The sequence below is a fragment of the Mycobacterium sp. D16Q16 genome (genome assembly GCF_002013745.1).
In the GTDB taxonomy this organism is placed as follows: Bacteria; Actinomycetota; Actinomycetes; order Mycobacteriales; family Mycobacteriaceae; genus Mycobacterium.
This window is the reverse complement of record NZ_MAEY01000001.1, coordinates 487,744-509,814: the sequence shown is the minus strand read 5'-3', so window position 1 is coordinate 509,814 and position 22,071 is coordinate 487,744. Positions and strand designations below refer to the sequence as shown.

The 22,071-nt window shown below is 64.6% G+C and carries 26 protein-coding genes; 11 read left to right on the top strand and 15 right to left on the bottom strand.

Annotated features, from left to right (window positions below):
* Positions 1-54: 54 nt before the first annotated feature.
* Together B4394_RS02420 and B4394_RS02415 are read left to right on the top strand one after the other, a co-directional pair.
* Entirely contained in the window at positions 55-2,265 is a 2,211-nt protein-coding gene (locus tag B4394_RS02420; RefSeq protein ID WP_078314006.1) for an MMPL family transporter, read from the top strand.
* Complete coding sequence (locus B4394_RS02415; RefSeq protein WP_078309936.1) at positions 2,258-2,899, top strand: TetR/AcrR family transcriptional regulator; 642 nt, start codon at positions 2,258-2,260, stop codon at positions 2,897-2,899. The genes B4394_RS02420 and B4394_RS02415 overlap by 8 nt, the downstream gene beginning before the upstream one ends.
* Here the strand turns inward: B4394_RS02415 and B4394_RS02410 are convergent.
* Positions 2,890-3,702: a nuclear transport factor 2 family protein gene (locus tag B4394_RS02410; protein ID WP_078309716.1), complete on the bottom strand. Its 813-nt coding sequence runs from the start codon at positions 3,700-3,702 to the stop codon at positions 2,890-2,892. The genes B4394_RS02415 and B4394_RS02410 overlap by 10 nt on opposite strands.
* 6 nt (positions 3,703-3,708) lie before the next feature.
* Positions 3,709-4,203 (bottom strand): thiol peroxidase, encoded by a 495-nt coding sequence (gene tpx, locus B4394_RS02405; RefSeq protein WP_078297550.1) that lies wholly within the window; start codon positions 4,201-4,203, stop codon positions 3,709-3,711.
* Between the two features lie 106 nt (positions 4,204-4,309).
* Between tpx and B4394_RS02400 the strand changes: the two genes are divergently transcribed.
* Positions 4,310-4,954: a class I SAM-dependent methyltransferase gene (locus B4394_RS02400; protein WP_078314005.1), complete on the top strand. Its 645-nt coding sequence runs from the start codon at positions 4,310-4,312 to the stop codon at positions 4,952-4,954.
* Between the two features lie 11 nt (positions 4,955-4,965).
* On the opposite strand, the gene B4394_RS02395 is transcribed toward B4394_RS02400, so the two are convergent.
* The 3 genes from B4394_RS02395 to B4394_RS02385 are packed head-to-tail and all read right to left on the bottom strand — an operon-like array spanning position 4,966 to position 7,161.
* Positions 4,966-5,775, bottom strand: a complete 810-nt coding sequence (locus B4394_RS02395; RefSeq protein WP_078314004.1) for a class I SAM-dependent methyltransferase — start codon at positions 5,773-5,775, stop codon at positions 4,966-4,968.
* 13 nt (positions 5,776-5,788) lie between these two features.
* Positions 5,789-6,310: a DUF1697 domain-containing protein gene (locus B4394_RS02390; protein ID WP_078309710.1), complete on the bottom strand. Its 522-nt coding sequence runs from the start codon at positions 6,308-6,310 to the stop codon at positions 5,789-5,791.
* Between the two features lie 2 nt (positions 6,311-6,312).
* A complete protein-coding gene (locus B4394_RS02385) occupies positions 6,313-7,161 on the bottom strand; it encodes a class I SAM-dependent methyltransferase (RefSeq protein WP_078314003.1) in 849 nt (282 codons plus the stop codon).
* A 60-nt stretch (positions 7,162-7,221) separates the two neighbouring features.
* Between B4394_RS02385 and B4394_RS02380 the strand changes: the two genes are divergently transcribed.
* A complete protein-coding gene (locus tag B4394_RS02380; RefSeq protein WP_078289448.1) occupies positions 7,222-7,407 on the top strand; it encodes a DUF5302 domain-containing protein in 186 nt (61 codons plus the stop codon).
* Here the strand turns inward: B4394_RS02380 and B4394_RS02375 are convergent.
* The 7 genes from B4394_RS02375 to B4394_RS02345 all read right to left on the bottom strand — a co-directional run bounded on the left by B4394_RS02375 (position 7,404) and on the right by B4394_RS02345 (position 14,130).
* A complete protein-coding gene (locus B4394_RS02375; RefSeq protein ID WP_078314002.1) occupies positions 7,404-8,705 on the bottom strand; it encodes an acyltransferase family protein in 1,302 nt (433 codons plus the stop codon). The genes B4394_RS02380 and B4394_RS02375 overlap by 4 nt on opposite strands.
* An 89-nt stretch (positions 8,706-8,794) precedes the next feature.
* Positions 8,795-9,184, bottom strand: a complete 390-nt coding sequence (locus tag B4394_RS02370) for a hypothetical protein (RefSeq protein ID WP_078309931.1) — start codon at positions 9,182-9,184, stop codon at positions 8,795-8,797.
* Positions 9,185-9,464: 280 nt separating this feature from the next.
* Positions 9,465-10,673 (bottom strand): MFS transporter, encoded by a 1,209-nt coding sequence (locus B4394_RS02365; RefSeq protein WP_078314001.1) that lies wholly within the window; start codon positions 10,671-10,673, stop codon positions 9,465-9,467.
* Positions 10,674-10,717: 44 nt separating this feature from the next.
* Positions 10,718-12,352 (bottom strand): monocarboxylic acid transporter, encoded by a 1,635-nt coding sequence (locus B4394_RS02360; RefSeq protein WP_078314000.1) that lies wholly within the window; start codon positions 12,350-12,352, stop codon positions 10,718-10,720.
* Positions 12,349-12,681, bottom strand: coding sequence for a DUF485 domain-containing protein (locus tag B4394_RS02355; protein ID WP_139359867.1), 333 nt, complete (start codon positions 12,679-12,681; stop codon positions 12,349-12,351). The genes B4394_RS02360 and B4394_RS02355 overlap by 4 nt, the downstream gene beginning before the upstream one ends.
* Before the next feature lie 130 nt (positions 12,682-12,811).
* Positions 12,812-13,840 (bottom strand): TPR repeat domain-containing protein, encoded by a 1,029-nt coding sequence (locus tag B4394_RS02350; RefSeq protein WP_078309699.1) that lies wholly within the window; start codon positions 13,838-13,840, stop codon positions 12,812-12,814.
* A complete protein-coding gene (locus tag B4394_RS02345; protein WP_078309698.1) occupies positions 13,837-14,130 on the bottom strand; it encodes a hypothetical protein in 294 nt (97 codons plus the stop codon). Before B4394_RS02345 ends, B4394_RS02350 begins: the two co-directional genes overlap by 4 nt.
* Before the next feature lie 116 nt (positions 14,131-14,246).
* On the opposite strand from B4394_RS02345, the gene B4394_RS02340 reads away from it, so the two are divergent.
* A complete protein-coding gene (locus tag B4394_RS02340) occupies positions 14,247-14,822 on the top strand; it encodes an HhH-GPD-type base excision DNA repair protein (RefSeq protein ID WP_170914966.1) in 576 nt (191 codons plus the stop codon).
* Positions 14,823-14,851: 29 nt separating this feature from the next.
* Here B4394_RS02340 and B4394_RS02335 read toward each other — a convergent pair whose 3' ends face one another.
* The gene (locus tag B4394_RS02335) at positions 14,852-15,490 is read right to left on the bottom strand and encodes a hypothetical protein (protein WP_078313999.1); all 639 of its coding nucleotides are present in this window, start codon (positions 15,488-15,490) and stop codon (positions 14,852-14,854) included.
* 153 nt (positions 15,491-15,643) lie between these two features.
* Between B4394_RS02335 and B4394_RS02330 the strand changes: the two genes are divergently transcribed.
* Genes B4394_RS02330 through purU form a run of 3 tightly spaced genes read left to right on the top strand, consistent with a single transcriptional unit; the run spans position 15,644 to position 18,622 of the window.
* Positions 15,644-16,867, top strand: coding sequence for a mannosyltransferase (locus B4394_RS02330; RefSeq protein ID WP_078309925.1), 1,224 nt, complete (start codon positions 15,644-15,646; stop codon positions 16,865-16,867).
* A 45-nt stretch (positions 16,868-16,912) separates the two neighbouring features.
* On the top strand, positions 16,913-17,719 hold the full coding sequence (locus B4394_RS02325) for an SDR family oxidoreductase (RefSeq protein WP_078309693.1): 807 nt from the start codon (positions 16,913-16,915) through the stop codon (positions 17,717-17,719).
* Between the two features lie 3 nt (positions 17,720-17,722).
* Entirely contained in the window at positions 17,723-18,622 is a 900-nt protein-coding gene (purU, locus tag B4394_RS02320; RefSeq protein ID WP_078313998.1) for a formyltetrahydrofolate deformylase, read from the top strand.
* A 10-nt stretch (positions 18,623-18,632) separates the two neighbouring features.
* On the opposite strand, the gene B4394_RS02315 is transcribed toward purU, so the two are convergent.
* Positions 18,633-18,917, bottom strand: coding sequence for a 4a-hydroxytetrahydrobiopterin dehydratase (locus B4394_RS02315; protein ID WP_078313997.1), 285 nt, complete (start codon positions 18,915-18,917; stop codon positions 18,633-18,635).
* 26 nt (positions 18,918-18,943) lie between these two features.
* On the opposite strand from B4394_RS02315, the gene B4394_RS02310 reads away from it, so the two are divergent.
* Positions 18,944-19,345 (top strand): (deoxy)nucleoside triphosphate pyrophosphohydrolase, encoded by a 402-nt coding sequence (locus B4394_RS02310; protein WP_078313996.1) that lies wholly within the window; start codon positions 18,944-18,946, stop codon positions 19,343-19,345.
* Here B4394_RS02310 and B4394_RS24990 read toward each other — a convergent pair.
* Entirely contained in the window at positions 19,322-19,489 is a 168-nt protein-coding gene (locus B4394_RS24990; protein ID WP_099051564.1) for a hypothetical protein, read from the bottom strand. The two genes, B4394_RS02310 and B4394_RS24990, sit on opposite strands and share 24 nt — an antisense overlap.
* Before the next feature lie 117 nt (positions 19,490-19,606).
* On the opposite strand from B4394_RS24990, the gene typA reads away from it, so the two are divergent.
* Both typA and B4394_RS02300 read left to right on the top strand, forming a co-directional pair.
* Positions 19,607-21,511, top strand: a complete 1,905-nt coding sequence (gene typA, locus B4394_RS02305) for a translational GTPase TypA (protein WP_078309685.1) — start codon at positions 19,607-19,609, stop codon at positions 21,509-21,511.
* A gap of 155 nt (positions 21,512-21,666) precedes the next feature.
* Positions 21,667-22,056, top strand: a complete 390-nt coding sequence (locus tag B4394_RS02300) for a nitroreductase/quinone reductase family protein (RefSeq protein WP_286141872.1) — start codon at positions 21,667-21,669, stop codon at positions 22,054-22,056.
* Positions 22,057-22,071: the final 15 nt, after the last annotated feature.

The following is a 22,071-nucleotide window of genomic DNA, read 5'->3' as shown; positions in this document are numbered from 1 at the left end:
CCTAACTTATCGCTGATAACTTAACGCCGTTATCCTCCGGAGGAAGGCGTTGCGATGCTGGAACGTTTAGCTCGATCGGTTATCGCGGCACCCCGCGTCGTACTCGGCGCGGCGCTCCTCATCGCCATAGCAGCCGCCATCTTCGGGGTCCCGGTGACCAAGCATCTGGCCGCAGGCGGACAGCAGGACCCCAATTCCGAGTCGGCGTATGTGACACGAGTTCTCGCCGACAAGTTCGACATCAGCGACCAATCCCTGGTCTTCATGCTCACCAGCGATCAGGGCGTCAAGAGTCCGCAGATGCGGGCCGTCGCAGCCGATCTGGAGCGCCAGCTCAAAGACTCCGGTGAGGTGCTCAACCTGACCTCGGCGTGGACGGCTCCGCCGCAGGTCGCCGATGATCTCTTCGGCACCGACGGCAAGTCGGGGTTGATCGTCGCCGGACTGACCGGCGGTGAGAACGACGCTCAGAAGCACGCGGCCACTCTCATCAAATCGCTCGCCGTCGACCGCGACGGAGTCTCGGTCAAGGCCGGGGGCGTGGCCACGCTTTACAACCAGATCGTCACGCAGTCCGAGAAGGACCTGCTGGTCATGGAATCGATCGCGATTCCGATCAGCTTCGTGGTGCTGGTCTGGATCTTCGGCGGTCTCTACGCGGCCTTGCTGCCCCTCGTCGTCGGGGTGTTCTCGATCGTGGGGGCGATGTCGATCCTGCGCGGTCTGACGTACGTCACCGACGTATCGGTGTTCGCGCTGAACCTCGCTGTCGCCATGGGATTGGCGCTTGCCATCGACTACTCGCTGCTGATCATCAGTCGCTACCGCGAAGAGGTGAACGCCGGTAAACCGCGCGACGAAGCGCTCGTTCTGACCATGACCACCGCGGGCCGCACCGTGCTGTTCTCGGCGCTGACGGTCGCCCTGGCGCTGGTGGCACTGATCCTGTTCCCGATGTACTTCCTCAAGTCCTTCGGGTACGCGGGTGTGGCCGTGGTGTTCGTCGGCGCCATTGCGGCTCTTGTCATCGTGCCGGCGGTGGTGACTCTGCTCGGTGACCGGATCGATGCTCTGGACGTACGCCGCCTCATTCGCAAGATCCTGGGCAGGCCGGAACCCGCCGCTAAGGAGGTCACCGAGACCTTCTGGTATCGAAACACCAAACAGGTTATGGCCCGGGCGATTCCGATCTCGATCGTGATCGTCACGGCATTGGTGGTTCTTGGCATGCCGTTCCTCAACGGAACGTTCGGATTCCCGGACGACCGGGTGTTGCCGGCATCGGCCTCGGCGCATCAGGTCGGCAACGAGATGCGCCGAAACTTCAACAACAACAGCTCCACCAATCTGTCCGTCATCGCCGAGGGCATCGGTGCGGTGCCGCCACGGGCCATCGACGAGTACGCCACGGACCTCTCGAAGATCGAGGATGTCAAGGAAGTGGCCGCCCCCACCGGTGCGTTCATCCGGGGCATGAAGGTCGGTCCGCCCTCCGGTGCGACCGGGATCAAGGAGGGGACAGCGCTTTTCACGGTCCAGACCGGTGCCAAGCCCTACACCGATGCCGCCGAGCGTCAGCTTGACGCCATCCACGCCCTCCCCGGTCCGGGCGATACCACCGCCAAGATCGGCGGGGGAGCCCAATTGGATCGCGACGCCGTCGACGGCATCGTGCACAAGCTGCCCTTGGTACTGGCCATCATCGCGATCGTCACCTTCGCGCTGCTGTTCCTGTTGACCGGCTCGGTGATATTGCCACTGAAGGCGCTCGTCCTCAACGTGCTGTCGCTGACGGCGACCTTTGGCGCGCTGATCTGGATATTCCAAGAGGGGCACCTGGGTGGATTCGGGACCGAGGTCACCGGCACGATCGTCGCCACCATGCCGATGCTGTTGTTCTGTATAGCGTTTGGGCTGTCGATGGACTACGAGGTGTTCCTCATCTCGCGGATCCGTGAGTACTGGATGGCATCCGGACGTACACGCGCGGACAACGACGAGGCCGTGGCACTCGGGGTGGCCCGCACCGGACGGGTGGTCACCGCGGCAGCGATGATCATGACCATCGCTTTTGCGGCACTGATGGCCGCGCAGGTGTCCTTCATGCGCATGTTCGGCACCGGACTGACCATCGCGATCGTGGTCGACGCCACCATCATCCGGATGCTGCTGGTGCCCTCGTTCATGCGAATGCTCGGGCGCTTCAACTGGTGGGCTCCCAAGCCGCTGGTCAAACTCCATGACCGAATCGGATTCAGTGACTAAGCGTCAGCGTTCCTCGCGCGGGGAAGGAGACCAACTGCGCGACGAAATCATCGACGCCGCAATCGAACTTGTCCTGGACGCCAAGGAGCTGCGTGCGCCGTCCATTCGTGAGGTGGCGCGCAAGATTGGTGTGACCCCGCCGTCGATCTATCTGCATTTCGCGGATAAGGACGAGCTGATGGACGCGGTGTGTGGGCAGTACTACCAACAGCTGGACGATGAGATGGTGGCCGCGGCCGTTGATCAGCCGACCACGCTGGAGCGTCTGCACGCGCAAGGTATGGCCTACGTGCGCTTCGCCGTCGCGACCCCGCTGATGTACCGGCTGGCCACCTCGGCGCCGCCCCGCGATGACAGCGAAGTGGATGAAACGCTGGTCAGTGCGGCATTCGCGCACTTACACAAGGGGGTTCAAGAGCTCGTGGAAGAAGGTTTCTACCCCGACGGCGACACCGTCGCAATGGGCCTGCAGCTGTGGTCGGCGGCGCATGGGGTGGCCTCGATGCTGGTCACCAAACCGTACCTGCCGTGGGGTGATGCGGAACTGTTCGCCGACAACGCGTTACGTGCGGCCTGCTTGGGACAGGCAGTCAGTGATATCGACCTGACCGGGGTGCTGCCGCGTCAGAAGTAGAGCTGCACCGAGGCCAGCGTGCCCGGTGCCGCCGAGTTGTCGGAGAACTCGAAGAGCCCCACCCCGCGCCGACTGCCCAGATGCACGGTGGCTGACACCGACGAGCCTGCGGCCAACAGCTTGTCGACGGTCAAAGAACTTGCTGCCGAGGCGAACTCGGCCAGCGATGCCTCGGTCACGCCGTCGAGCGAGAGGACGGCCTCCGGGGCGAGCAGCCGGGTGACCGTCGGGATGTCCCGGGCCGCCAGCGCGGCCGCCAGCTCCTGGACGCGCTGTTTGCCGGTCTGATGCACGCCCTTGAGTCCGCGCATGAATCCCAGCACACCGTTGAGTCCCTGGTTCTTCAGCAGTTGCGGGCCCAGCTTGGCGCTCGCGAGCAGTCCGTCGCCGCCGGAACCCAAGAGTTGGCTGATCATGGCGCGCAGCTCCCAGTACGCGAACAACCGGTCGATCTTGAGTGATGAGGCCGGCCCGTCCTCCACGACGTCATAGCGCAGATGCATCGGGATGTGCATGGTGACGCCGGTCGACATGGTCGTATGAATCGTCAGATCACGGAGTACCGACATCCCGGCGACCACATCGTTCTCGACGTCGAACACGATCGTGTTGGGCGCGATGAAGGTGTCGTAGAACTTGCTGATCGCGGCCTCGCCGATATGCGGCCGCGAGCCCACCGGATCATTGACCTGGCCGTAGGTGGCGAACAGGCCGACCCAGGCGTCCTTGTCGTGTGCACCGACAGCCGCTGGCGACGCCTGAACGGTCGCCAGCAGCTCGTCGGCAAAGGGTGCGCTGGTCACTGGGCTTTAGGACAGTGCCCCGAGCACCGCGTCGTAGTCGGGTTCCTGAGCGATCTCGGGCACCAGCTCGGTGTAGGCGACGTTGCCGTCGGCACCGATGACGACGATCGCGCGGCCCAGCAGTCCGGTCATCGGGCCGTCGGTGATGACGACGCCGAAGTCCTCGCCGAACGAGCTCCGGAAGGCCGACGCGGTGCCCACGTTCTCGATGCCCTCAGCGCCACAGAAGCGCTTCTGGGCAAACGGCAGGTCCTTCGACACACACAGCACCGGCGCGCCCGCCTCGGCGGCGCGCTGGTTGAAGGTCCGCACGCTGGCCTGGCAGACGGGGGTGTCGATCGAGGGAAAGATGTTGAGGATCACCGGCTTATCCCGGTACTGGTCGCTGGTGACGGGGCCGAGATCGGCGCCTACCAGCTCAAATGCCGGGGCAGGAGAGCCGACAGCGGGAAGCTCGCCGACCGTGTTGATGGGGTTTCCGCGCAACGTGATCTGTGCCATGGCCCCAGTGTTCCAGAGTTCGGTTATCGCTGGGGTGGTGGGGTGGGAGCTAGTTTGAGTGGCGGATGGGGGCTGGATCAGCGCCAGCGGGGCTAGGTTGGATGACATGGCGACGCCCGTCAGCTTCGACAACAGATTCTTCTCGGCAGTGTGGTCTGCCATCGCGCGCCGCGAGCCGGCCGAGATCAAGGAGTTGCGCGCCGAGAACCTGCGCGGCCTGACGGGACATGTCCTGGAGGTAGGTGCGGGAACCGGCTCGAACTTCCCGCTGTATCCGAAGACGGTGACGTCGGTGACGGCGCTCGAACCCGAATCCAGGCTGCGTCCGCAAGCCGAGGAGGCCGCCGCGGCGGCGTCGATCCCGGTGACCGTGACCGCCGGCGTGTTCGAAGATCTGGCCGTCACGGGTGAGGACCGCTTCGATGCGGTGGTGTGCTCGCTGGTGTTGTGCTCGGTCAGCGACCCCGATCGTGCCGCCGCGCAGGCATTCGAGGTACTCAAGCCCGGTGGCGAGGTGCGTTTCTTCGAGCACGTCGCCCACGGGGGTGCACTCGGATTGGCGCAGCGTGCGGTCGACGCGACGTTCTGGCCCCGACTGTTCGGGAACTGCCATACGCACCGGGACACCCTGGCAGCGATCGAACGGGCGGGATTCGAGATCGAGGGGCAGCGCGACGACTGGCTGAAGATCTTCGGTATTCCCATGCCGTCCTCGTCGATCGTGATCGGACGTGCGGTCAAACCCGTCTAGAGCGCTGCGGATCAACCGAATTCAACGACCGTCATCGCCGGCCTGATCCGGCCGGAGAACGGCAGGTCATAGAACAGCGGCGTGGCCAGCTTCAGGAAGTTTCCGCGTCCAGCAGGCATCCGCACCTCACGCACCGTGCGCACACCCTCGAGGGCCCGCAGCTGCCCGTACTGGTGGGCGGTGAAGGAGAACGGCATCGGCGGCACCGTGTAGTGCTCGCTCAGCTTCCAGCCGCGCCGCTGCGAGTACACGCTCATCAACCAGGGGATGGTGTCGAAGACCATCCACCCGCCGGGGAAGCGTTTGGCACAGGCGGCGATGAGGTCGAACACCACATCGCGTTCCAGGTACATCAACAGCCCCTCGGCGGTGATGAGGACGCCGTTGGAGTCGTCGACCTGGTCCATCCAGGAGTGCTCGAGTGCGGACTGCGCGATGTATCGGAGCCGATCGGCGGGCGGAAGCAACTGCTGGCGCAACCGCACGATGGGTTCCAGGTCGACGGACAGCCAGTTCAGCTCGCCGTTGTCGATACGCCAGAAGCTGGTCTGCAGCCCCTCGGCCAGCGCCACCACGGTGGCCCGCGGGTGATTGGCCAGATATTCGTTGGAGACGTTGTCGAATGTCAACGCCCGCAGGGCAATTCCCTGATGCGTGCGGCCGAAGTGGTGGTAGTCGTAATCCAGGCTGTCGCGCAGGACGATGGCCATCGGATCCTCGAGCACACCGTCGGGCCGGTTCGCTTCGGTCGCTCGTTGATTCAAAGTGATGAGCGCGGTTTCGGACACCCCGTCGAGGTGGCGGGCATCAATGGCAGCCATGCACGCCACAGTACTAGCGAACGAGCTTGTGCAACGTTCTCAGATTGCGGGTGGTCGTCGTCGACTTGTATCGCTTCTTGCCGGTCGTCTTGCCGATGGGGCTGCTCAGAGTCTGCGACCTGGGCACCTGCCAATACAGCACGCCGTCGCCGGCGGCGATGCGTTCGCTCTCGTCGAGTTCGCCACCGAGGGCAGCCAGCTCGGTGAGCACCGCGGGGTCGCTGCAGAACATCACGTACGAGTGCACGCCCTCGATCTCCGGCTCCCAGGGGAACGCCGCGATGATGCGGCCGATCGTGTCCAGGTTGTACACCAGCACCCAGGCTTCATATCCGAAGCGATCGCCGAGTACCTGCTGCAGCCGTTCCTTGACCGCTGAGGCGGATTCGGTGGAATCCAACAGCACGTTTCCGCTGGCGAGAATTGTTGTCACACCGGTAAATCCGTCGGCCTCGAGAGCATCGCGGACATCGGCCATCTTCATCGTGATGCCACCGACGTTGACTCCGCGCAGCAGGGCGGCATATCTGGTCACGGCTATCCGAACTGCAGGAGCGTCATGGAGGGGCGAGTTCGGCGCAGAAACCCGCGATCAAGGCGCTTGGAGTTGACGAACTTCCAGATTCCGCGCCCCGGATGCAGCGGTATGTCGATGGCGGCCGTCACCCCCGGAACAGAGGTGAGTGCCTCGCCCTCATCGGGTGTCAGCGCGAACGGCATGGGTGGTGCCACGTAGCGGTCCGACAACGTGAACCCCTGCAGGGTCCGCCTGCTGAACCAATGCGGGATGTTGTCGAACATCATCTGTCCGCCGGGAAAACGCTTGGCGCAGGCCTCGATTAGCCCGAGTGATTCGTCCGGCTGCAGGTACATGAGTAGACCCTCGGCCGTGATGAACACGCCACCTGAGGCGTCGACCCGATCCATCCAGCTCAGGTCCAGGGCCGACTGGGCCAGCTCGACAATCCGTTCATTCTTGGGCAGCAGCTTGTTGCGCAACTCCATCACCGGTGGCAGATCAACGGAGTACCAAGTGAATTGGGTCGTGGATTCCGCGCCGCCCAACCGCCAGAAGCTGGTTTGCATGCCTTCGGCGAGTGCGACCACCGCTGACCGGGGATGCGTCGCCAGATACACACGTGCCTGCGTGTCGAAGGCACGGGCCCGCAGGGCGTGGCTCTGCGACGGGCGGCCGAACTTGCGGTAGTCGTACTCGATGGCGTCGAAGAGTTCTGCGGCCAGCGGATCCTGAATCACCCCATCCGCGCGCTTGGCCTCGGTGCCGCGGTTGTGCAGTGTCCACAAGGTGGTGGCCGAGACACCCTCCAGGCTGTCTCCGCTGATCCGCGATGAGTCACTGGGGCGAAGAGCGTCAGACTCGGTCATGAAGCTGATGCTAGTGAAATGGTGCGACGATCGGTCTATCCCTTGGTTAGGCTGATGGGCATGACCGATTCGAAGGCGAGCGGCGATTCGGCCGCGGACGATGCCAAGCGCAGGTTCCGCGAGGCCCTTGACCGTAAGAACAACAAGGCCAACGCCGCAGCCGACAATAAGGACACCGCCAGCAAGCCGACCCATGCACATGGCCGGGCCGGCTCGCATCGCGAATTCCGCCGTAAGAGCGGTTAAGCCTCTCGCCTCTGGTTGGCCAGTGCCCGGGCGATAATCAGTCCGGCCAGGGCAACCACCCAGCACGTAAGGCCAAAGCCCTTGAGTCCCCAGACGACTGAGGCCAGGGTGAACCCGCCGGCCGTCATCAGCGCTATGCCGACGGTGGCACTGCGCAGACCGGGATGCGCGACATAACCACCGTCCCAGCTGGGCAGTGGGTTGTTCTCCAGCGGTCGCAGGGCCAGGAAGAGTCCGGTCACCAGGACCGCCATCGTCGCGACTTGAAGTACCGACAGCGCGGCGAAATCCGGTGCTGCGGTGTTGTATCGAGGGAACCCGAGGAAATCGAACACCAGGTGCATGCCCAGCAGCGCGGGCATGTGCCAGAGGTACAGCGTCATCGCGCCCGAGTTGCCGATGGCCACGGCCCACCACACCCGAGGGCGCTGAGCCCATCGATTGATGGCGGGCATTGCCGCGATGGCGAGTGCGGACAGGATGATGGCGTGCCCGGCCAGCACCAGCGAGGGCGGAATCATGTTCGGCACCTTCTGCCCGGCCACGCCGACCAGACTGATCGTGTACGGCCCGAAGGTCACCAACGCGATGTTGACCGCGAATACGGCTGCGGCCAGTAGCAACGCCGCCTTCTGGGTGATCAGCTGCCGGCGGTACCCCACGCCCAAAACCGCCGGCAGCAGCCACACCACGAAGTTCACGTATCCGATGCCCTTGGGCGCGTCCAGGCCCAGCCGCAGCACGTCGATTGCCGCGATGCCCAGGTAGATCGCCGCCAGCGCAGTGAACATGGCGCGTGTCGTCGTAATCCGGGCCAGCAGCGGAACCGCCGCCAGGACCAGTACATAGGCGCCCAGGAACCAGAGAAGCTGGGTGCTCACACCGGCGACCGGCTCGTACACGTGCAGCGGCAGGAGCTGCCGAAGTATCAGCAGCGCCACCGCCCAGAAGCCCAGATAGTAGAACACCGGGCGGTACAGCCGGGTGCAGCGATGCATGAGCCAGGACCCCCAGCTGGTGCCGGGCTTCCAGGAGCCCACACTGGCGGCGACACCGGCGAAGAAGAACAGCGGCATGATCTGGAAAACCCAGGTCAGTGCCTGGAAAACGGGGCGGCCGTTGAGCAGGTTGCCCCATAGCAGCACACCGTTGTCGATGGCGCTCACCGCCATGATGGTGTGCCCGAGGACCACGCCGACCAGCGACACGATCCGGATCACGTCAAGTGCGCGGTCGCGCGTTGTCGGAGTGGCAGCGCCCACCTGGGCGGCTGTGGGCAAGCCCAGAGTCATCGTCATGCACCTAGCGTCGCCCAGTGCCGATCACCGACACAGCGCGTCGCTACGCGACCTCGCTAGGTAGTTTCCCCTGGACCTGGCGAGTAGGACTAGCCGCCGAGCGCGGCGATGAGGTCCTTGATCTTGGCGGCCTCGTCCTCGGTGACGGCTTCCTCGGATTCGACTGCCGTCAGGAATCCGACCTTCAGGCCGGCGCCATTGGCGGTTTCCTGCGCGGTGAGCCGCGCCCGTCGGCGCGCGGTGTAGAGACGTTGTCCCAACGTCGCGCTGGGGCTGTTGGCCGCGTCCTTCATCAGATCGTCGTACCGATGGCGCACTCCGCTCAGCGCGACGACGACCGAGGGCGTGACGCGGCTGCGGCCGGCCGCCTTCGAGATCGCACCCTCGAGCTTTCGCAACCCACTGAGGACGACGCCAACGCGTTCGCCGTACTCGGGATCGGTGGGTTCGGGCAGGGTGTCGATGGCGGAGGCGTACATGTGCACCGCCGCATCGACGAGGCTGACAATGACTGGGGCTTCGCCGTCATCCGGCACGACTTCAGGCACGACCCATCGACTCCTTCTGAAAAGACCGGTAACGACCCCGGAGTAGGCAGGGGCCGCCGACAACTTAGCGCCGATCCACGGCCCGGACAACCCTTATCGGATGAACGGTTTCTGGCCCGAGCGTCTCAGTGGGGTGTGTGAACTGTGCTGTGCTACCTATATTTTCGGCACCACAGCTGTGGTCATGGGGTGTAGCGGCAACAGATCTTGATTAGCCGGTGGTCGCCGGTGCCGTCGTTTCCGCCCGGCGTGGGCGTTCTTGCCAGATGACCGCGATCAGGCAGAGCGCCGCCAGGGCGGCCACCGCGAGCGCGAACGTGATCCCCGCGGTGCGTAGTCCCCACGCTTGCGCGGCCAGGCCCTCGCCGATGACCGGCAGGGCGATTCCGATGTAGGCGACGACGAAGTAGCTGGAGGTCACCTCCGCGCGGTTGTCCTCCGGAGTGCGGTCGGCGATGGAGGCCAGTCCGCGGCTGAAGCTGATGCCCTGCCCGATGCCCACGACCACGGCGCTGGCCAGGTACCAGGGCAATGACGAGGTGTGCAGGGCCACCACCACGAGCAGCATCCCGGTCAGCAGGATTGCGCAGCCAAGGATCAGCGCCTTGGCCGCCGGCACCTGCCGGACGAGAATCTGTGCCACACAAGAGGATCCGAATGTGAGGAAGACACTTGCCCCGGCCACCGCGTGGTTGTCGATGCCGAGCACCCCGGACAGGAATCCGGGGGCCACAGCCGTGAAGGAGCCGAGAGCCGCGAATCCGGCGAACCCCGCTGTCGCCGCGGCCGCGAATGTCGCACGAACCTGGGGAGGTAGCGAAAGACGTTGCACACCAAGTGTTCCATGCCTCGGCGCGGTCTCCGGTGCCGCGAGTAGAGCCACTACGGCGATGGACACGAGTCCGATATGGACGATGAACGCGAGGTGGGTGGGCCAGGGTGCGTACTGAACGAGGATGCCGGCCACCAGGGGTCCGAGTCCGAGGCCGCCGGTGTTGGCGATGGTGGCGACGGCGGCCGCTCGTCCCCGCCATTGTTCGGGTGCCGCCTCGATGACGGCGACGGTAGCCGCGCCGGTGAAAAACCCCGCGGACAGCCCCGAGACGATGCGGGCGATCAGCAGCAGCGGAACCGAATCGACGAACAGGAAGATGACTGAGCTGAGGATGGCGAATCCGGCGCCGGTCAGCAACAGGGGCCGACGGCCGAGAACGTCGGACCAGCTGCCGAACAGCAGCAGCGCGAACAGCACGCCGGCCGCGTAGGTCGCATACACGACCGTCGTCGTGAGCACGGAAAAGTGCATCTGCTGCGAGTACAGGGCGTACATCGGGGTCGGCATGGTGGTGCCGATCATGACCGCCGAGAAGCTGAAGGCCAGCAGGATGAACGCGGCCGAACGCCGCAGACGGGCAATCACAACCCAATGTAAGTCATGGGCGGGCCCGTCTCATTCCGCCCGGATCAATGGGCGATCGCCTTTTCCGCGCCGATGCCCGTCAGGGAGCGCACCTCCATCTCCGCGTTCAGCCCGGGGTCGCCCTTGTCGTTGGAGGTCAGCGTCCCGGCGATGCCGAGCAGGAAGGCCAATGGAATCGAGACGATGCCGGGATTGGCGAGCGGGAACCAGGCGAAGTCCGCGCCGGGGATCATCGCCGTCTTCGCGCCGGAGACGGCGGGGGAGAAGACGATGAGCACGATGGTGGAGATCAATCCGCCGTACATGCTCCACAGCGCGCCGCGGGTGTTGAACCGTGCCCAGTACAGCGAGAAAAGGATGGTCGGCAGATTGGCCGCTGCCGCGACCGCGAAGGCCAGTGCCACCAGGAACGCGACATTCTGCCCGTTGGCCAAGATGCCGAGCCCGATCGCGATGACGCCCAGTACCACTGCGGTGATCCGCGACACCCGGACCTGTTCCGCTTCAGAGACGTTGTGGTTCTTAATGACTGAGGCGTAGATGTCGTGTGCGAATGATGCCGATGCGGTGATCGTTAATCCGGCCACCACGGCGAGAATGGTCGCGAAGGCCACCGCCGAGATGACCGCGAGCAGGATCACCCCACCCAGCTCGAAGGCCAACAGCGGTGCGGCCGAGTTCTGGCCACCGGCCGCTGCCAGGATGCGATCGGGTCCGACGAGTGCGGCGGCGCCGTAGCCCAGCGCCAGCGTGAACAGGTAGAAGGCGCCGATCAGTCCGATCGCCCACACCACCGATCGGCGAGCCTCCTTGGCGGTGGGCACGGTGTAGAAGCGCATCAGGACGTGGGGGAGTCCGGCGGTGCCCAGTACCAGCGCGAGTCCGAGCGACAGGAAGTTGATCTTTGATGTCAGGGAGCCGCCGTACTGCGCGCCCGGGGCTAGAACATCGCGGGACGCAACACCTTTGGTGTGGCTGTCGGAGACGGCGTGCTGCGCGGCGCCGAGGATGTCGGAGAAGTTGAAACCGAACTTGGCGAATACCGCGGCCGTCATGAGTGCGGCGCCGCTGATCAGTAGGACCGCCTTGATGATCTGCACCCAGGTGGTGCCCTTCATGCCGCCCACCAGGACGTAGACGATCATGAGCACGCCAACCACGCCGATGACAATCGACTGGCCCAGTCTGCTGTGGATATTGAGCAGGAGCGCCACCAGGCCGCCGGCACCCGCCATCTGCGCCAGGAGGTAGAACAGCGACACCGTCAAGGTGGAAGTCGCCGCTGCCAGTCGCACCGGGCGCTGCCTGAGCCGGAAACTCAGTACGTCGGCCATGGTGAATTTTCCTGTGTTGCGGAGCAATTCGGCGACCAGGAGCAGAGCCACCAGCCAGGCCACCAGGAATCCAATGGAGTACAGAAAGCCGTCATAGCCGTATACCGCGATGGCCCCGGCGATTCCGAGAAAGCTTGCGGCGGAAAGGTAGTCCCCGGCGATGGCGATGCCGTTCTGCGGGCCGGAGAACGCGCGCCCGCCGGTGAAGAATCCCTCTGCGGTCTTGTTACTGCCGCTGGCGCGGATAACGAGGTAGAGGGTGACGGCGACGAAGACGGTGAAGATCGCGATGTTGGTGGCCGGATTGCCGACGGTTTCGGCCGCCAGTATCGATGGGGTGCTCATGCCTGTTCCACCTCGGCACGGATGGCCGCGGCCTTCGGATCCAGCTCGCGGTTGGCGAATCTGACGTAGAGGCCGGTGATGACGAACGTGGTGACGAACTGGCCAAGGCCCAGTACGAGTCCGACGTTGATGTTGCCGAGGAGCTTGATCGCCATGAAGTCGTGCGCGAAAGCTCCCAGCACGACATAGAGGCCATACCACACGAGGAAAAAGGCTGTCATGGGAAAAACGAAGCGGCGCAATGTTTTCCGGAGTTCCTGAAATTCCGCGCTGTCCTGGATTTCCAGGGCTCGTTCGGCGGACAGCTCGGCAGGATCGATGGCGGTCAACGCTGGCTCCTTATGGGTACCTGTCAGGGTGCTGGGAGAGCCTAATGAGAGCCGAGTCACGGCCGTGGGGTTTCTCGCGCTGGTTTGTCAGGTGTTCACCTGGCCGGGCTGGGGTCCAGGGACCCGGGGCTCAGACGCTTCTGCGCGCCGACTCTTCCCCGTACTGCTGGTTGACCGCGCGGAGGAACTTCTCCGCATCGGTGGGCTCGACCGGAGGTAGGTGGATGGTCTCGCTGACGATGCCATCCGGAAGACGCGGCTCGGAGCCGACGTCGGGAATGAAGTTCTTCAGGGCGCCATCGGTGAAGGGCACGCCGGATTTGACCTGGTTGTTGGACACGAGGTCGAACGCCCGCGTCATCGCGTCGCGAGATTCCTCGGGTAGTCCGGCTTTGATGGCCGCGATCTCGGTGGCGGATTTGCCATCGAAGGACTGTGCGAATTCGTACAGATATTGCAGTTGGTTGGACGGGATGGTGACGCTCTTACCCGCGGCCAGGTCCTTGAGCTGCCGATCGTCCAAGAGCGATGCCGTGTTGACGCGGCTCAACACACTTTGATCGCGCTGGCTGTCCGCCTGGAAGTGCTCGCCGTCCCGATTTCCCTGTGCGGAGGTCAGCCCGCTGAAGGGATTGAACGAGGCCGCCAACTCATCGCAAATGGCGTCGATCTGGTGCTGGGCCTCTAATTCGGCTGCCCACCACTTGTCGTAGGCCTTCCGCATCATCCGGGTGAACTTCACGGCGCTCTGGTTCGCCTTCTCGATGACTTCCGCGCTGGTGTGGGGCTGCATGATCCAGCTGGCGGTGAGGTCCTCGGCCACCGTGTAGCCGTGGTCGGTGGCCTCGTTGTACAGGTCGACCGCCTCGCGGCGATATTCGATCGACTGGAACTCCAAGGTGACCAAGGCCTTCGGGGCGTCATCGAGTAGTACCTGGGTGGCCAGGTAGATCGTCTTCTCATCGCTGGCCGCGGTGTCCTGGATCGCACGGGCAGTTTCACCGTCCCAGGGCAGGCCGCCCGGCCTGTCGATCGAATGCTTGTAGTCCTGGGCGCGGTGCTGCAGCTCGGTGGCGGCGAGCATCGCCTGGCGCAACGGCACGATCGACTGTTCGGGGTGGTTGGTCAGCAACCTTCTGGCCGAGTACTCAGACTTCATTGCGGCCTCGACAACGACGCGGCGGACAGGATGGTCTGTCGCACGTACTCTTCGGTGTCTCCGAACCGGGCCTGCGCCTGTTCGGACAGGTCTGCCATGTTGACGCAGCGTGCCGCAAACATGCGCTGCAATTCGGGGATGACTTCGGTGACGAGCCGTCTCACTGCGGTCAGCGATGGGGCATCCCCGGCTTCGACCCTGGTGGGGTTGGCGGCCCGGTTGCATAGCTTCTGGGCCTGTTCTCGTAATTCCGGCGACAGCTTGCGCAACGCCTCTAGATCAACGTCCAATTGGCCTGACAGCGGCAGCCTCCCCGAACACTGTGATCTTGGTCGCCCAAGTTGCCGTAGCCTAGCACCGCTCGGGTTGTCAAAGTTCAGAAGGAAGGAATGTCACATTGGCGAAATTGCAGCTAGCGCAGGACCCGGCCGCCGATGAGTTGCTGGAGGAAAATCCATTAGCGCTTTTAATAGCGATGCTCCTCGATCAACAGATTCCTATGGAAGTGGCCTTCGCCGGGCCCAAGAAGATCGCGGACCGGATCGGCGGTATCGACGCGCACCAGATCGCCGAGTATGACCCCGACAAGTTCATCGCCTTATGTTCCGAACGGCCGGCGATACATCGATTCCCTGGTTCGATGGCCAAGCGTGTCCAGGTACTCGCACAGGAGATCGTCGACGAATACGACGGCCGCGCGGAGAACATCTGGAAGGCGGGGGATCCGGATGGGGCCGAGTTGCTCAAGCGACTCAAGGCGCTTCCTGGATTCGGCGAGCAAAAGGCCAAGATCTTCGTGGCACTACTGGGCAAACAATACGGAGTTCAGCCCAAGGATTGGCGTAAGGCCGCCGGAAACTATGGCGAGAAGGACACGCACCTGTCGGTCGCGGACGTTGTCGACGGCGAGTCGCTCGGTCTCGTGCGGGCGCATAAGAAGGAAATGAAGGCTGCGGCCAAAGCAAAGGCGGCCAAGGCATAACGCCCTGACCGCCTTGCTTGTGTAGTGAACTACGGCAGTGCTGCGAACATCGGTGCCGACGGGACCATGCCAACGCCGGGGGCGGTGGCAGCGGGCAGTCCGGCGACGGGAGCGGCCGCGGCGGCCGGGATTCCGTTGACCAGGGCCGGCGGAATCAGCGTCTGCTGCACACCTGCGGGGAGCAGCTTGGGCAGGTTGGTGGCCCACAGATCAACGGTCTGCGTGACACCGTCCGCGCCGGGGATCTGCCCAACGCCGGGCAGGTTGCTGGTGGCGGGAACCGACGCCGGGGACAGTGCCTGCGCTGCCGCGGGCGTCAGTGCCTGAGCGGCGGCCGGGTTCAGTGCTTGTGCGGCGGCCGGAGCAGCCGGAGCGGCGGGCGCCACACCGGGAGCCGGTGCGACCGCAGGAGCGGCAGGCGTGATCGCCGGGAGGGCAGGTGCCGGGGCAGCGATCGCGGCGGGCGCCGCGGGAGCCACTGGGGCGGCAGCGGGAGCGTTACCGAAGCCCGCGGCGGCCTGGCCCAGGAGCGCGGCAGGGTTGGTCGGGTTCGGCGGCGGGCCGGGAATGGGGTCAGCGCCAGCGGTCGACGCCATGCCCAGCGCGAGGCCGGCTGACGCGAAGGCCGCGATCGACGCGCCCACGAAGACGTTGGGGAGCCGGGACATAAACCGTGACATATTGAACTCCAATGCTGTTTCGCTAGACATGATTGCCGGTGTTAAAACCCAAGGTAATCCGTTACGCGTGTTACTCAAGTGACGCGTGTGGCGTAGATGGAACCGTTACCAAAACGAGTGAGTGAGGTTATCGAAACCCCGATGAGTACCGAGTCGACCAGGGCGAATGCCGAGCCGCTGGTGCCGACACGCGGCGTGGCGGCGTGGCGGCGTGTCCGGGAATGGGGTCCGTGGCTGCTCGTGCTGAGCATCGCGGTACGAGTCGCTTGGGCTTATCTGACTCCGCATGGCGCCGACCTTGTGGATCTGCATGTGTACGTCAGCGGCCCCGCCACTCTGGGGCACGGCAATCTCTATGAGTTCACGTACCCGGACAAGACTCCCGACTTCCCGCTGCCTTTCACGTATCCGCCGTTCGCGGCCGTGGTGTTCTGGCCGCTGCACCTGCTGCCGTTCACCCTGCTCGGCCTGTGTTGGATTCTGGGCACCATCGCCGCGCTGTACGCGGTGGTTCGGCTGAGTCAGCGGTTGCTCGGATTCGACGACGCCCGTGGCGCCGCCGTGTGGACAGCGATCACGATGTGGACCGAACCGGTGCGCTCGACGCTGGACTATGGGCAGATCAACGTGCTGCTGATGCTGCTGATCCTGGTGGCGGTGACATCGTCACGCTGGTGGATCTCGGGAACGCTGGTGGGGCTCGCCGGCGGGGTGAAGCTGACCCCGTTGGTCTCCGGGCTCTACTTCCTGGGAGCGCGCCGGTGGGTGACCGCCCTCTGGGCCGGCGTGGTCTTTGTCGCGACCGTTCTGGTGGGTGTCGCCGTGGTCGGGGCGCAGGGGCGGTACTACTTCACCGACCTGTTGGGTAAGCCGGACCGCATCGGGCCGATCGCCACCGTGTTCAACCAGTCGTGGCGTGGAGGTATCTCCAGGATCCTCGGACACGACGCGGGGTCTGGAGTGCTGGTATTGGCGGCCTACCTGGTCACCGCGGTACTGGCCTTTTTCGCCTGGCGAGCCGTGGACGACAGGTTGGGCCAGATCTGTGTGGTGCAGACGTTCGGTCTGCTCATCTCGCCCATCTCGTGGACACACCATTGGGTGTGGATGGTTCCGTTCATGGTGTGGCTACTGCACGGGCCGTGGCGAGAAAAGTTGGGCGCCAAGATCTTTGGATACGGGTGGTTGGCGCTGTTGTTGGTCGGGGTGCCCTGGCTGCTCAGCTTTGCCCAACCCGACATCTGGCGCATTGACCGGCCGTGGCCGCTGGCCTGGGCCGGGTTGGTGGACATTGTGGCGGCCATGGCGACCCTCGGCTGGATCGCGGTGACGGGCTGGCGAACTCGCCACCCCGCCCATCACTGATCAGCGCGTTGCGGCGTGCGGTGGTCGGTCGGCTAGCGTGGCGCCATGTCTGAACATTGGACCGTCCTGGTCACCGGTGCTTCCAGCGGGATCGGCGCAAGCGCGGCCCGGATCTTCGTCGAGCGCGGGCATCGCGTGTTCGGCACCAGTCGTCATCCCGACACTGTCGCCGACCGTATCGCCGGGGTGCAGTATCTGCGACTCGATCAGACCGACAAGGCCAGTATCGACGAATGTGTCGCGCAGGCGGGCGAGGTGGACATTCTGGTCAACAACGCCGGAGAGAGTCAGATTGGTGCGCTGGAAGATATCTCCATCGATGATTTCGAGAAGCTCTACAACACCAATGTTTTTGGACCCGTTGCCCTGACCAAGGCAGTGCTGCCGGGAATGAGGGAGCGGCGCCGCGGCGCCATCGTGATGGTGGGATCGATGGCGGGCACCCTGCATGTCCCGTTCCGATCGACCTATAGCTCGGCGAAGTCGGCGCTGCACACCGTTGCCGACTGCCTGCGTTACGAGGTGGCGCCGTTCGGGATCACCGTGAGCACCGTGGAACCCGGCGTCATCGCGACCGGAATCGAAACACGGCGCAACCGCATCGTGTCCGAGGGATCCGCCTACCGCGACGCGTTCCAGACTGTCGACGCGGCGATGGCCGCCAGAGAGCAGCACGGTATGGCTTCCGACGATTTGGCTCGACTCGTTGTTGACGTGGCACTGAATCCGAACCCGAAGCCCTTGTATGCCAAGGGCAGTAACGCTCCACTCATCATGGGCGCGCAGCGCCTGCTGCCTGCCGGGCTGTTCCTCAAGTTCCTGGCGCGCATGCACGGGCTGAAGGCGAGGTAGGGCATGTTTCCGCAAGGTATGCACCCCACCGGCTCCTCAGATGCCTTCCACTCCAAGGACATCGGGAGGTTGCTGCTGCAATGCCCGGACCGGATCGGCGTGGTCGCCGCCGTCAGCGCCTTTCTGGCGGACGCCGGCGCGAGCATCATTTCGCTGGCGCAGTACTCGACGGAACCGCAGGGCGGCTGGTTTATGCAGCGCACCGTGTTCCACCGCTCCGGACTCACCGCCGCGCGTGAGGATATGGAGAAAGAGTTCGCCTCTATCGCCGAGAAGTTCGATATCCAGTACCGATTCAGCGAGGCCGCTAAGCCCAAGCGAGTCGCGATCATGGTGTCGCGCACCGATCACTGTCTGCTGGATCTGCTGTGGCGCAATCGCCGCGGCGAGCTCGACATGTCGATCGTGATGGTGATCTCGAACCACCCCGACCTCGCCGAGCAGGTGCGCTCGTTCGGTTTGCCCTTCGTGCACATCCCCGCCACCCGCGAGAATCGTGCCGAGGCCGAACGTAAGCAGCTGGACCTGCTGCAGGGAAACGTCGACCTGGTGGTCCTGGCCCGATACATGCAGATCCTGTCGCCGGAGTTTCTCGACCAGATCGACTGCCCGCTGATCAACATCCACCATTCGTTCCTTCCCGCATTCACCGGTGCGATGCCGTATCGCCGTGCACGGGAACGCGGCGTCAAAATGATCGGTGCCACAGCGCATTACGTGACGCGGGAGCTCGACGAGGGGCCGATCATCGAGCAGGACGTGATCCGCGTCGATCACACCCACACTGTCGAGGACCTAGTGCGGCTGGGATCCGATGTGGAACGGCTGGTGCTATCGCGCGCTGTTGCCTGGCACTGTGAGGATCGGGTGATGCGGCACGGGAATGTCACCGCGATCTTGTAACGCCTGAAGGCTAGCTTCCGGCCTGTGAATCGATCGCCTGGGCCAGTGCGACATCCTTGTCGGTGATGCCGCCCTCGGAGTGGGTGGATAGCACGAATGTCACTGTGCGCCAGCGGATATCGATATCGGGATGATGGTCGACGGATTCCGCGTGCTCGGCGATGCGACGCACTGCGTCTATTCCGTCCAGGAAGGCGTCGAATTTGACGGCGCGGCGCAGGGAGTCACCCTCGCGTGTCCACCCGGGAAGCCCGGAGAGCGCCGCGCTGATTTGGTCGTCGGTGAGCAGGGCCATCAACTCAACGTATAGCGTCGAACACCATGGCGATAGTGGTCGCGGGCGCGGTGATCGACGGGGACAAGCTGCTCATCGCGCAGCGCGCTAAGCCCGCCGAGCTCGCCGGACAGTGGGAGCTTCCGGGTGGCAAGGTCGCCGAGGGCGAATCGGAGCCGCAGGCGCTTGTACGGGAGTTACGCGAGGAACTCGGGATCGATGTCGAGGTTGATACCCGCATCGGTGAGGACGTCGTCGTCGGAAATCTGGTGCTGCGCGCCTACCGCGCACGGTTGGACCCGCATCGCCCGGGCATCCCTCATCCGCACGAGCATCTGGCGTTGCGCTGGGTCACTGCTGATGAACTCGACACGGTGGAGTGGGTTCCCGCGGACGGGGGATGGATCCCCGCGTTGCGGGCGGCGCTAGTGGGCGCGCGCCCGGTGTAGCAGCTTTTTCAGCTCCTTCTCGGAGAGTCCATGCTGCTCGGCCTTCTGCATCTTGTGCACGACAAGAGGGCACTTCATGCAGCGTGGTTTGCTCTTACAGCACTTCTTCTTGGGCTTGAGCCGGGCGACCTTGCTGGCCTTCACTGGGGTCCTACTTCTGGGTCTTAAATGTCTCTGGGGCTGTGTTTGGGCTATGTCGGGCGTCACACGGGATAACGCCAGTTTCGTGAACTGGGGGTTTCACTGCCAGAATTGGCAGACGTGACCCACAGTTTCCGGAACGTAGCCATTGTTGCGCACGTCGACCACGGCAAGACAACCCTGGTCGACGCGATGCTCAAGCAATCGGGTGCGCTCACGCACCGAGGTGATGACGCCGTCGAGCGCCTGATGGACTCCGGTGATCTGGAGAAGGAAAAGGGCATCACCATCCTGGCCAAGAACACCGCGGTGCACCGGCACCACGCGGATGGCTCGATGACGGTCATCAACGTCATCGACACCCCCGGCCACGCGGACTTCGGTGGCGAGGTCGAGCGCGGACTGTCGATGGTCGACGGAGTGCTGCTGCTGGTCGACGCCTCCGAGGGGCCCCTGCCGCAGACCCGTTTCGTCCTGCGCAAGGCTCTCGGCGCGCACCTGCCGGTGATCCTGGTGGTCAACAAGACCGACCGGCCCGATGCCCGCATCGCCGAGGTGGTCTCCGACAGCCACGACTTGTTGCTCGACGTCGCCTCGGACCTGGACGAGGAGGCACAGAAGGCCGCCGAGGACGCGCTCGGGCTGCCGACGCTGTACGCCTCGGGCCGCGCCGGTGTGGCCAGCACAGTCGAGCCCGCCAATGGCGAGATTCCCGAGGGCGACAACCTCGACCCGCTCTTCGACGTCCTGCTTGAGCACATCCCGCCGCCCAAGGGCGACGCCGAGGCCCCCCTGCAGGCATTGGTCACCAACCTCGACGCCTCTGCGTTCCTGGGCCGGCTCGCGCTGATCCGCATCTACAACGGGCGGATTCGCAAGGGACAGCAGATCGCGTGGATGCGCGAAGTCGATGGCCACCCTGTCATCACCAGCTCGAAGATCACCGAGCTGCTCGCCACCGAGGGTGTCGATCGCAGCCCCACCGAGGAGGCAGTCGCCGGGGACATCGTCGCCGTCGCCGGGATGTCCGAGATCATGATCGGCGACACGCTCGCCGACCCCGATCACGCGCACGCGCTGCCGCGCATCACCGTCGATGAGCCCGCCATCTCGGTGACCATCGGCACCAACAGCTCGCCGCTGGCCGGCAAGGTGTCGGGGCACAAGCTGACCGCACGCATGGTCAAGTCGCGGCTGGACTCGGAGCTTGTCGGCAACGTGTCGATCAAGGTCGTCGATATCGGCCGTCCCGACGCCTGGGAGGTGCAGGGCCGTGGTGAGCTGGCGCTGGCCATCCTCGTCGAGCAGATGCGCCGTGAGGGCTTCGAACTGACGGTCGGAAAGCCGCAGGTGGTCACCCGGCAGATCGACGGCAAGCTGCATGAACCGTTCGAGGCCATGACCATCGACTGTCCCGAGGAGTTCGTCGGAGCCATCACCCAGCTGATGGCCGCCCGCAAGGGCCGCATGGAAGAGATGGCCAACCACGCCGCGGGATGGGTCCGTATGGACTTCATCGTGCCCTCGCGTGGCCTCATCGGATTCCGTACCGACTTCCTGACGCTGACCCGCGGCACCGGCATCGCGAACGCGGTCTTCGAGGGTTACCGCCCCTGGGCGGGCGAGATCCGCGCGCGGCACACCGGATCGCTCGTGTCCGACCGGACCGGCAGCATCACCCCGTTCGCCATGATCCAGCTCGCCGACCGCGGCCAGTTCTTCGTGGAGCCAGGTGAGGACACCTATGAGGGCCAGGTCGTCGGGATCAACCCGCGTGCCGAGGACCTCGATGTCAACGTCACCCGCGAGAAGAAGCTGACCAACATGCGCTCGTCGACCGCCGACGTCATGGAGACGCTGGCACGGCCGATCGAGCTCGACCTCGAGCAGGCCATGGAGTTCTGTGCCGCCGACGAATGTGTCGAGGTGACACCGGAAATCGTGCGCGTGCGCAAGGTCGACCTGGATGCCAACACTCGTGCGCGCAATCGCTCACGCGCGAAGGCAGCTGCCAACAACAGCTAGGTGTGGCCGATGGCATGTCTTGGCCGACCCTGAAGGTAACGAGTTCTGCCTGCTCAAGGCTTGCCTCAACCCGGTTTGATCCCTGCCTGGGTGAAGGTGGCGGATGTCGACGACTCGCCTCGCGTTACGGGCGAAATCGGAGCACACTGCGTGGCGTGGCTGATTTCAACTCCATCAAGCGGCTGGTGGTGCACAACGTGCAGCGGTACCTCGTCAACCCGGTGGGGCGACGGCTGCCGGTCGTGCAGCTGGAAACCACGGGTCGCACGTCGGGACAGCCGCGGCGCACCGCGATAGGCGGACGCCTCGTCGGTAACCAGTTCTGGCTGGTGTCCGAGCACGGCGAGCACTCCGACTACGTGCGCAACATCAAAGCAAACCCCGCGGTACGGCTGCGCATCCGCGACCAGTGGCGCACCGGCACCGCACACCTGCTGCCCGATGACGACGCCCGGGCCAGGTTGCAGCAGCTGCCGACGGCCAACAGTGCGGTGGTCCGTGCGGTGGGCACCGAACTGCTGAGCATCCGGGTGGATCTGGACTGATTTTGGTAACAGCGG

What these genes read in the sequence shown, in the direction of transcription:
- B4394_RS02420 (WP_078314006.1), top strand. Translation starts at nt 55, where the DNA reads ATGCTGGAACGTTTAGCTCGATCGGTTATCGCGGCACCCCGCGTCGTA.
- tpx (WP_078297550.1), bottom strand. Translation starts at nt 4,203, where the DNA reads ATGGCACAGATCACGTTGCGCGGAAACCCCATCAACACGGTCGGCGAG.
- B4394_RS02400 (WP_078314005.1), top strand. Translation starts at nt 4,310, where the DNA reads ATGGCGACGCCCGTCAGCTTCGACAACAGATTCTTCTCGGCAGTGTGG.
- B4394_RS02395 (WP_078314004.1), bottom strand. Translation starts at nt 5,775, where the DNA reads ATGGCTGCCATTGATGCCCGCCACCTCGACGGGGTGTCCGAAACCGCG.
- B4394_RS02385 (WP_078314003.1), bottom strand. Translation starts at nt 7,161, where the DNA reads ATGACCGAGTCTGACGCTCTTCGCCCCAGTGACTCATCGCGGATCAGC.
- B4394_RS02380 (WP_078289448.1), top strand. Translation starts at nt 7,222, where the DNA reads ATGACCGATTCGAAGGCGAGCGGCGATTCGGCCGCGGACGATGCCAAG.
- B4394_RS02375 (WP_078314002.1), bottom strand. Translation starts at nt 8,705, where the DNA reads ATGACGATGACTCTGGGCTTGCCCACAGCCGCCCAGGTGGGCGCTGCC.
- B4394_RS02370 (WP_078309931.1), bottom strand. Translation starts at nt 9,184, where the DNA reads ATGTACGCCTCCGCCATCGACACCCTGCCCGAACCCACCGATCCCGAG.
- B4394_RS02360 (WP_078314000.1), bottom strand. Translation starts at nt 12,352, where the DNA reads ATGAGCACCCCATCGATACTGGCGGCCGAAACCGTCGGCAATCCGGCC.
- B4394_RS02350 (WP_078309699.1), bottom strand. Translation starts at nt 13,840, where the DNA reads ATGAAGTCTGAGTACTCGGCCAGAAGGTTGCTGACCAACCACCCCGAA.
- B4394_RS02335 (WP_078313999.1), bottom strand. Translation starts at nt 15,490, where the DNA reads ATGTCCCGGCTCCCCAACGTCTTCGTGGGCGCGTCGATCGCGGCCTTC.
- B4394_RS02330 (WP_078309925.1), top strand. Translation starts at nt 15,644, where the DNA reads ATGAGTACCGAGTCGACCAGGGCGAATGCCGAGCCGCTGGTGCCGACA.
- B4394_RS02325 (WP_078309693.1), top strand. Translation starts at nt 16,913, where the DNA reads ATGTCTGAACATTGGACCGTCCTGGTCACCGGTGCTTCCAGCGGGATC.
- purU (WP_078313998.1), top strand. Translation starts at nt 17,723, where the DNA reads ATGTTTCCGCAAGGTATGCACCCCACCGGCTCCTCAGATGCCTTCCAC.
- B4394_RS02315 (WP_078313997.1), bottom strand. Translation starts at nt 18,917, where the DNA reads ATGGCCCTGCTCACCGACGACCAAATCAGCGCGGCGCTCTCCGGGCTT.
- B4394_RS02310 (WP_078313996.1), top strand. Translation starts at nt 18,944, where the DNA reads ATGGCGATAGTGGTCGCGGGCGCGGTGATCGACGGGGACAAGCTGCTC.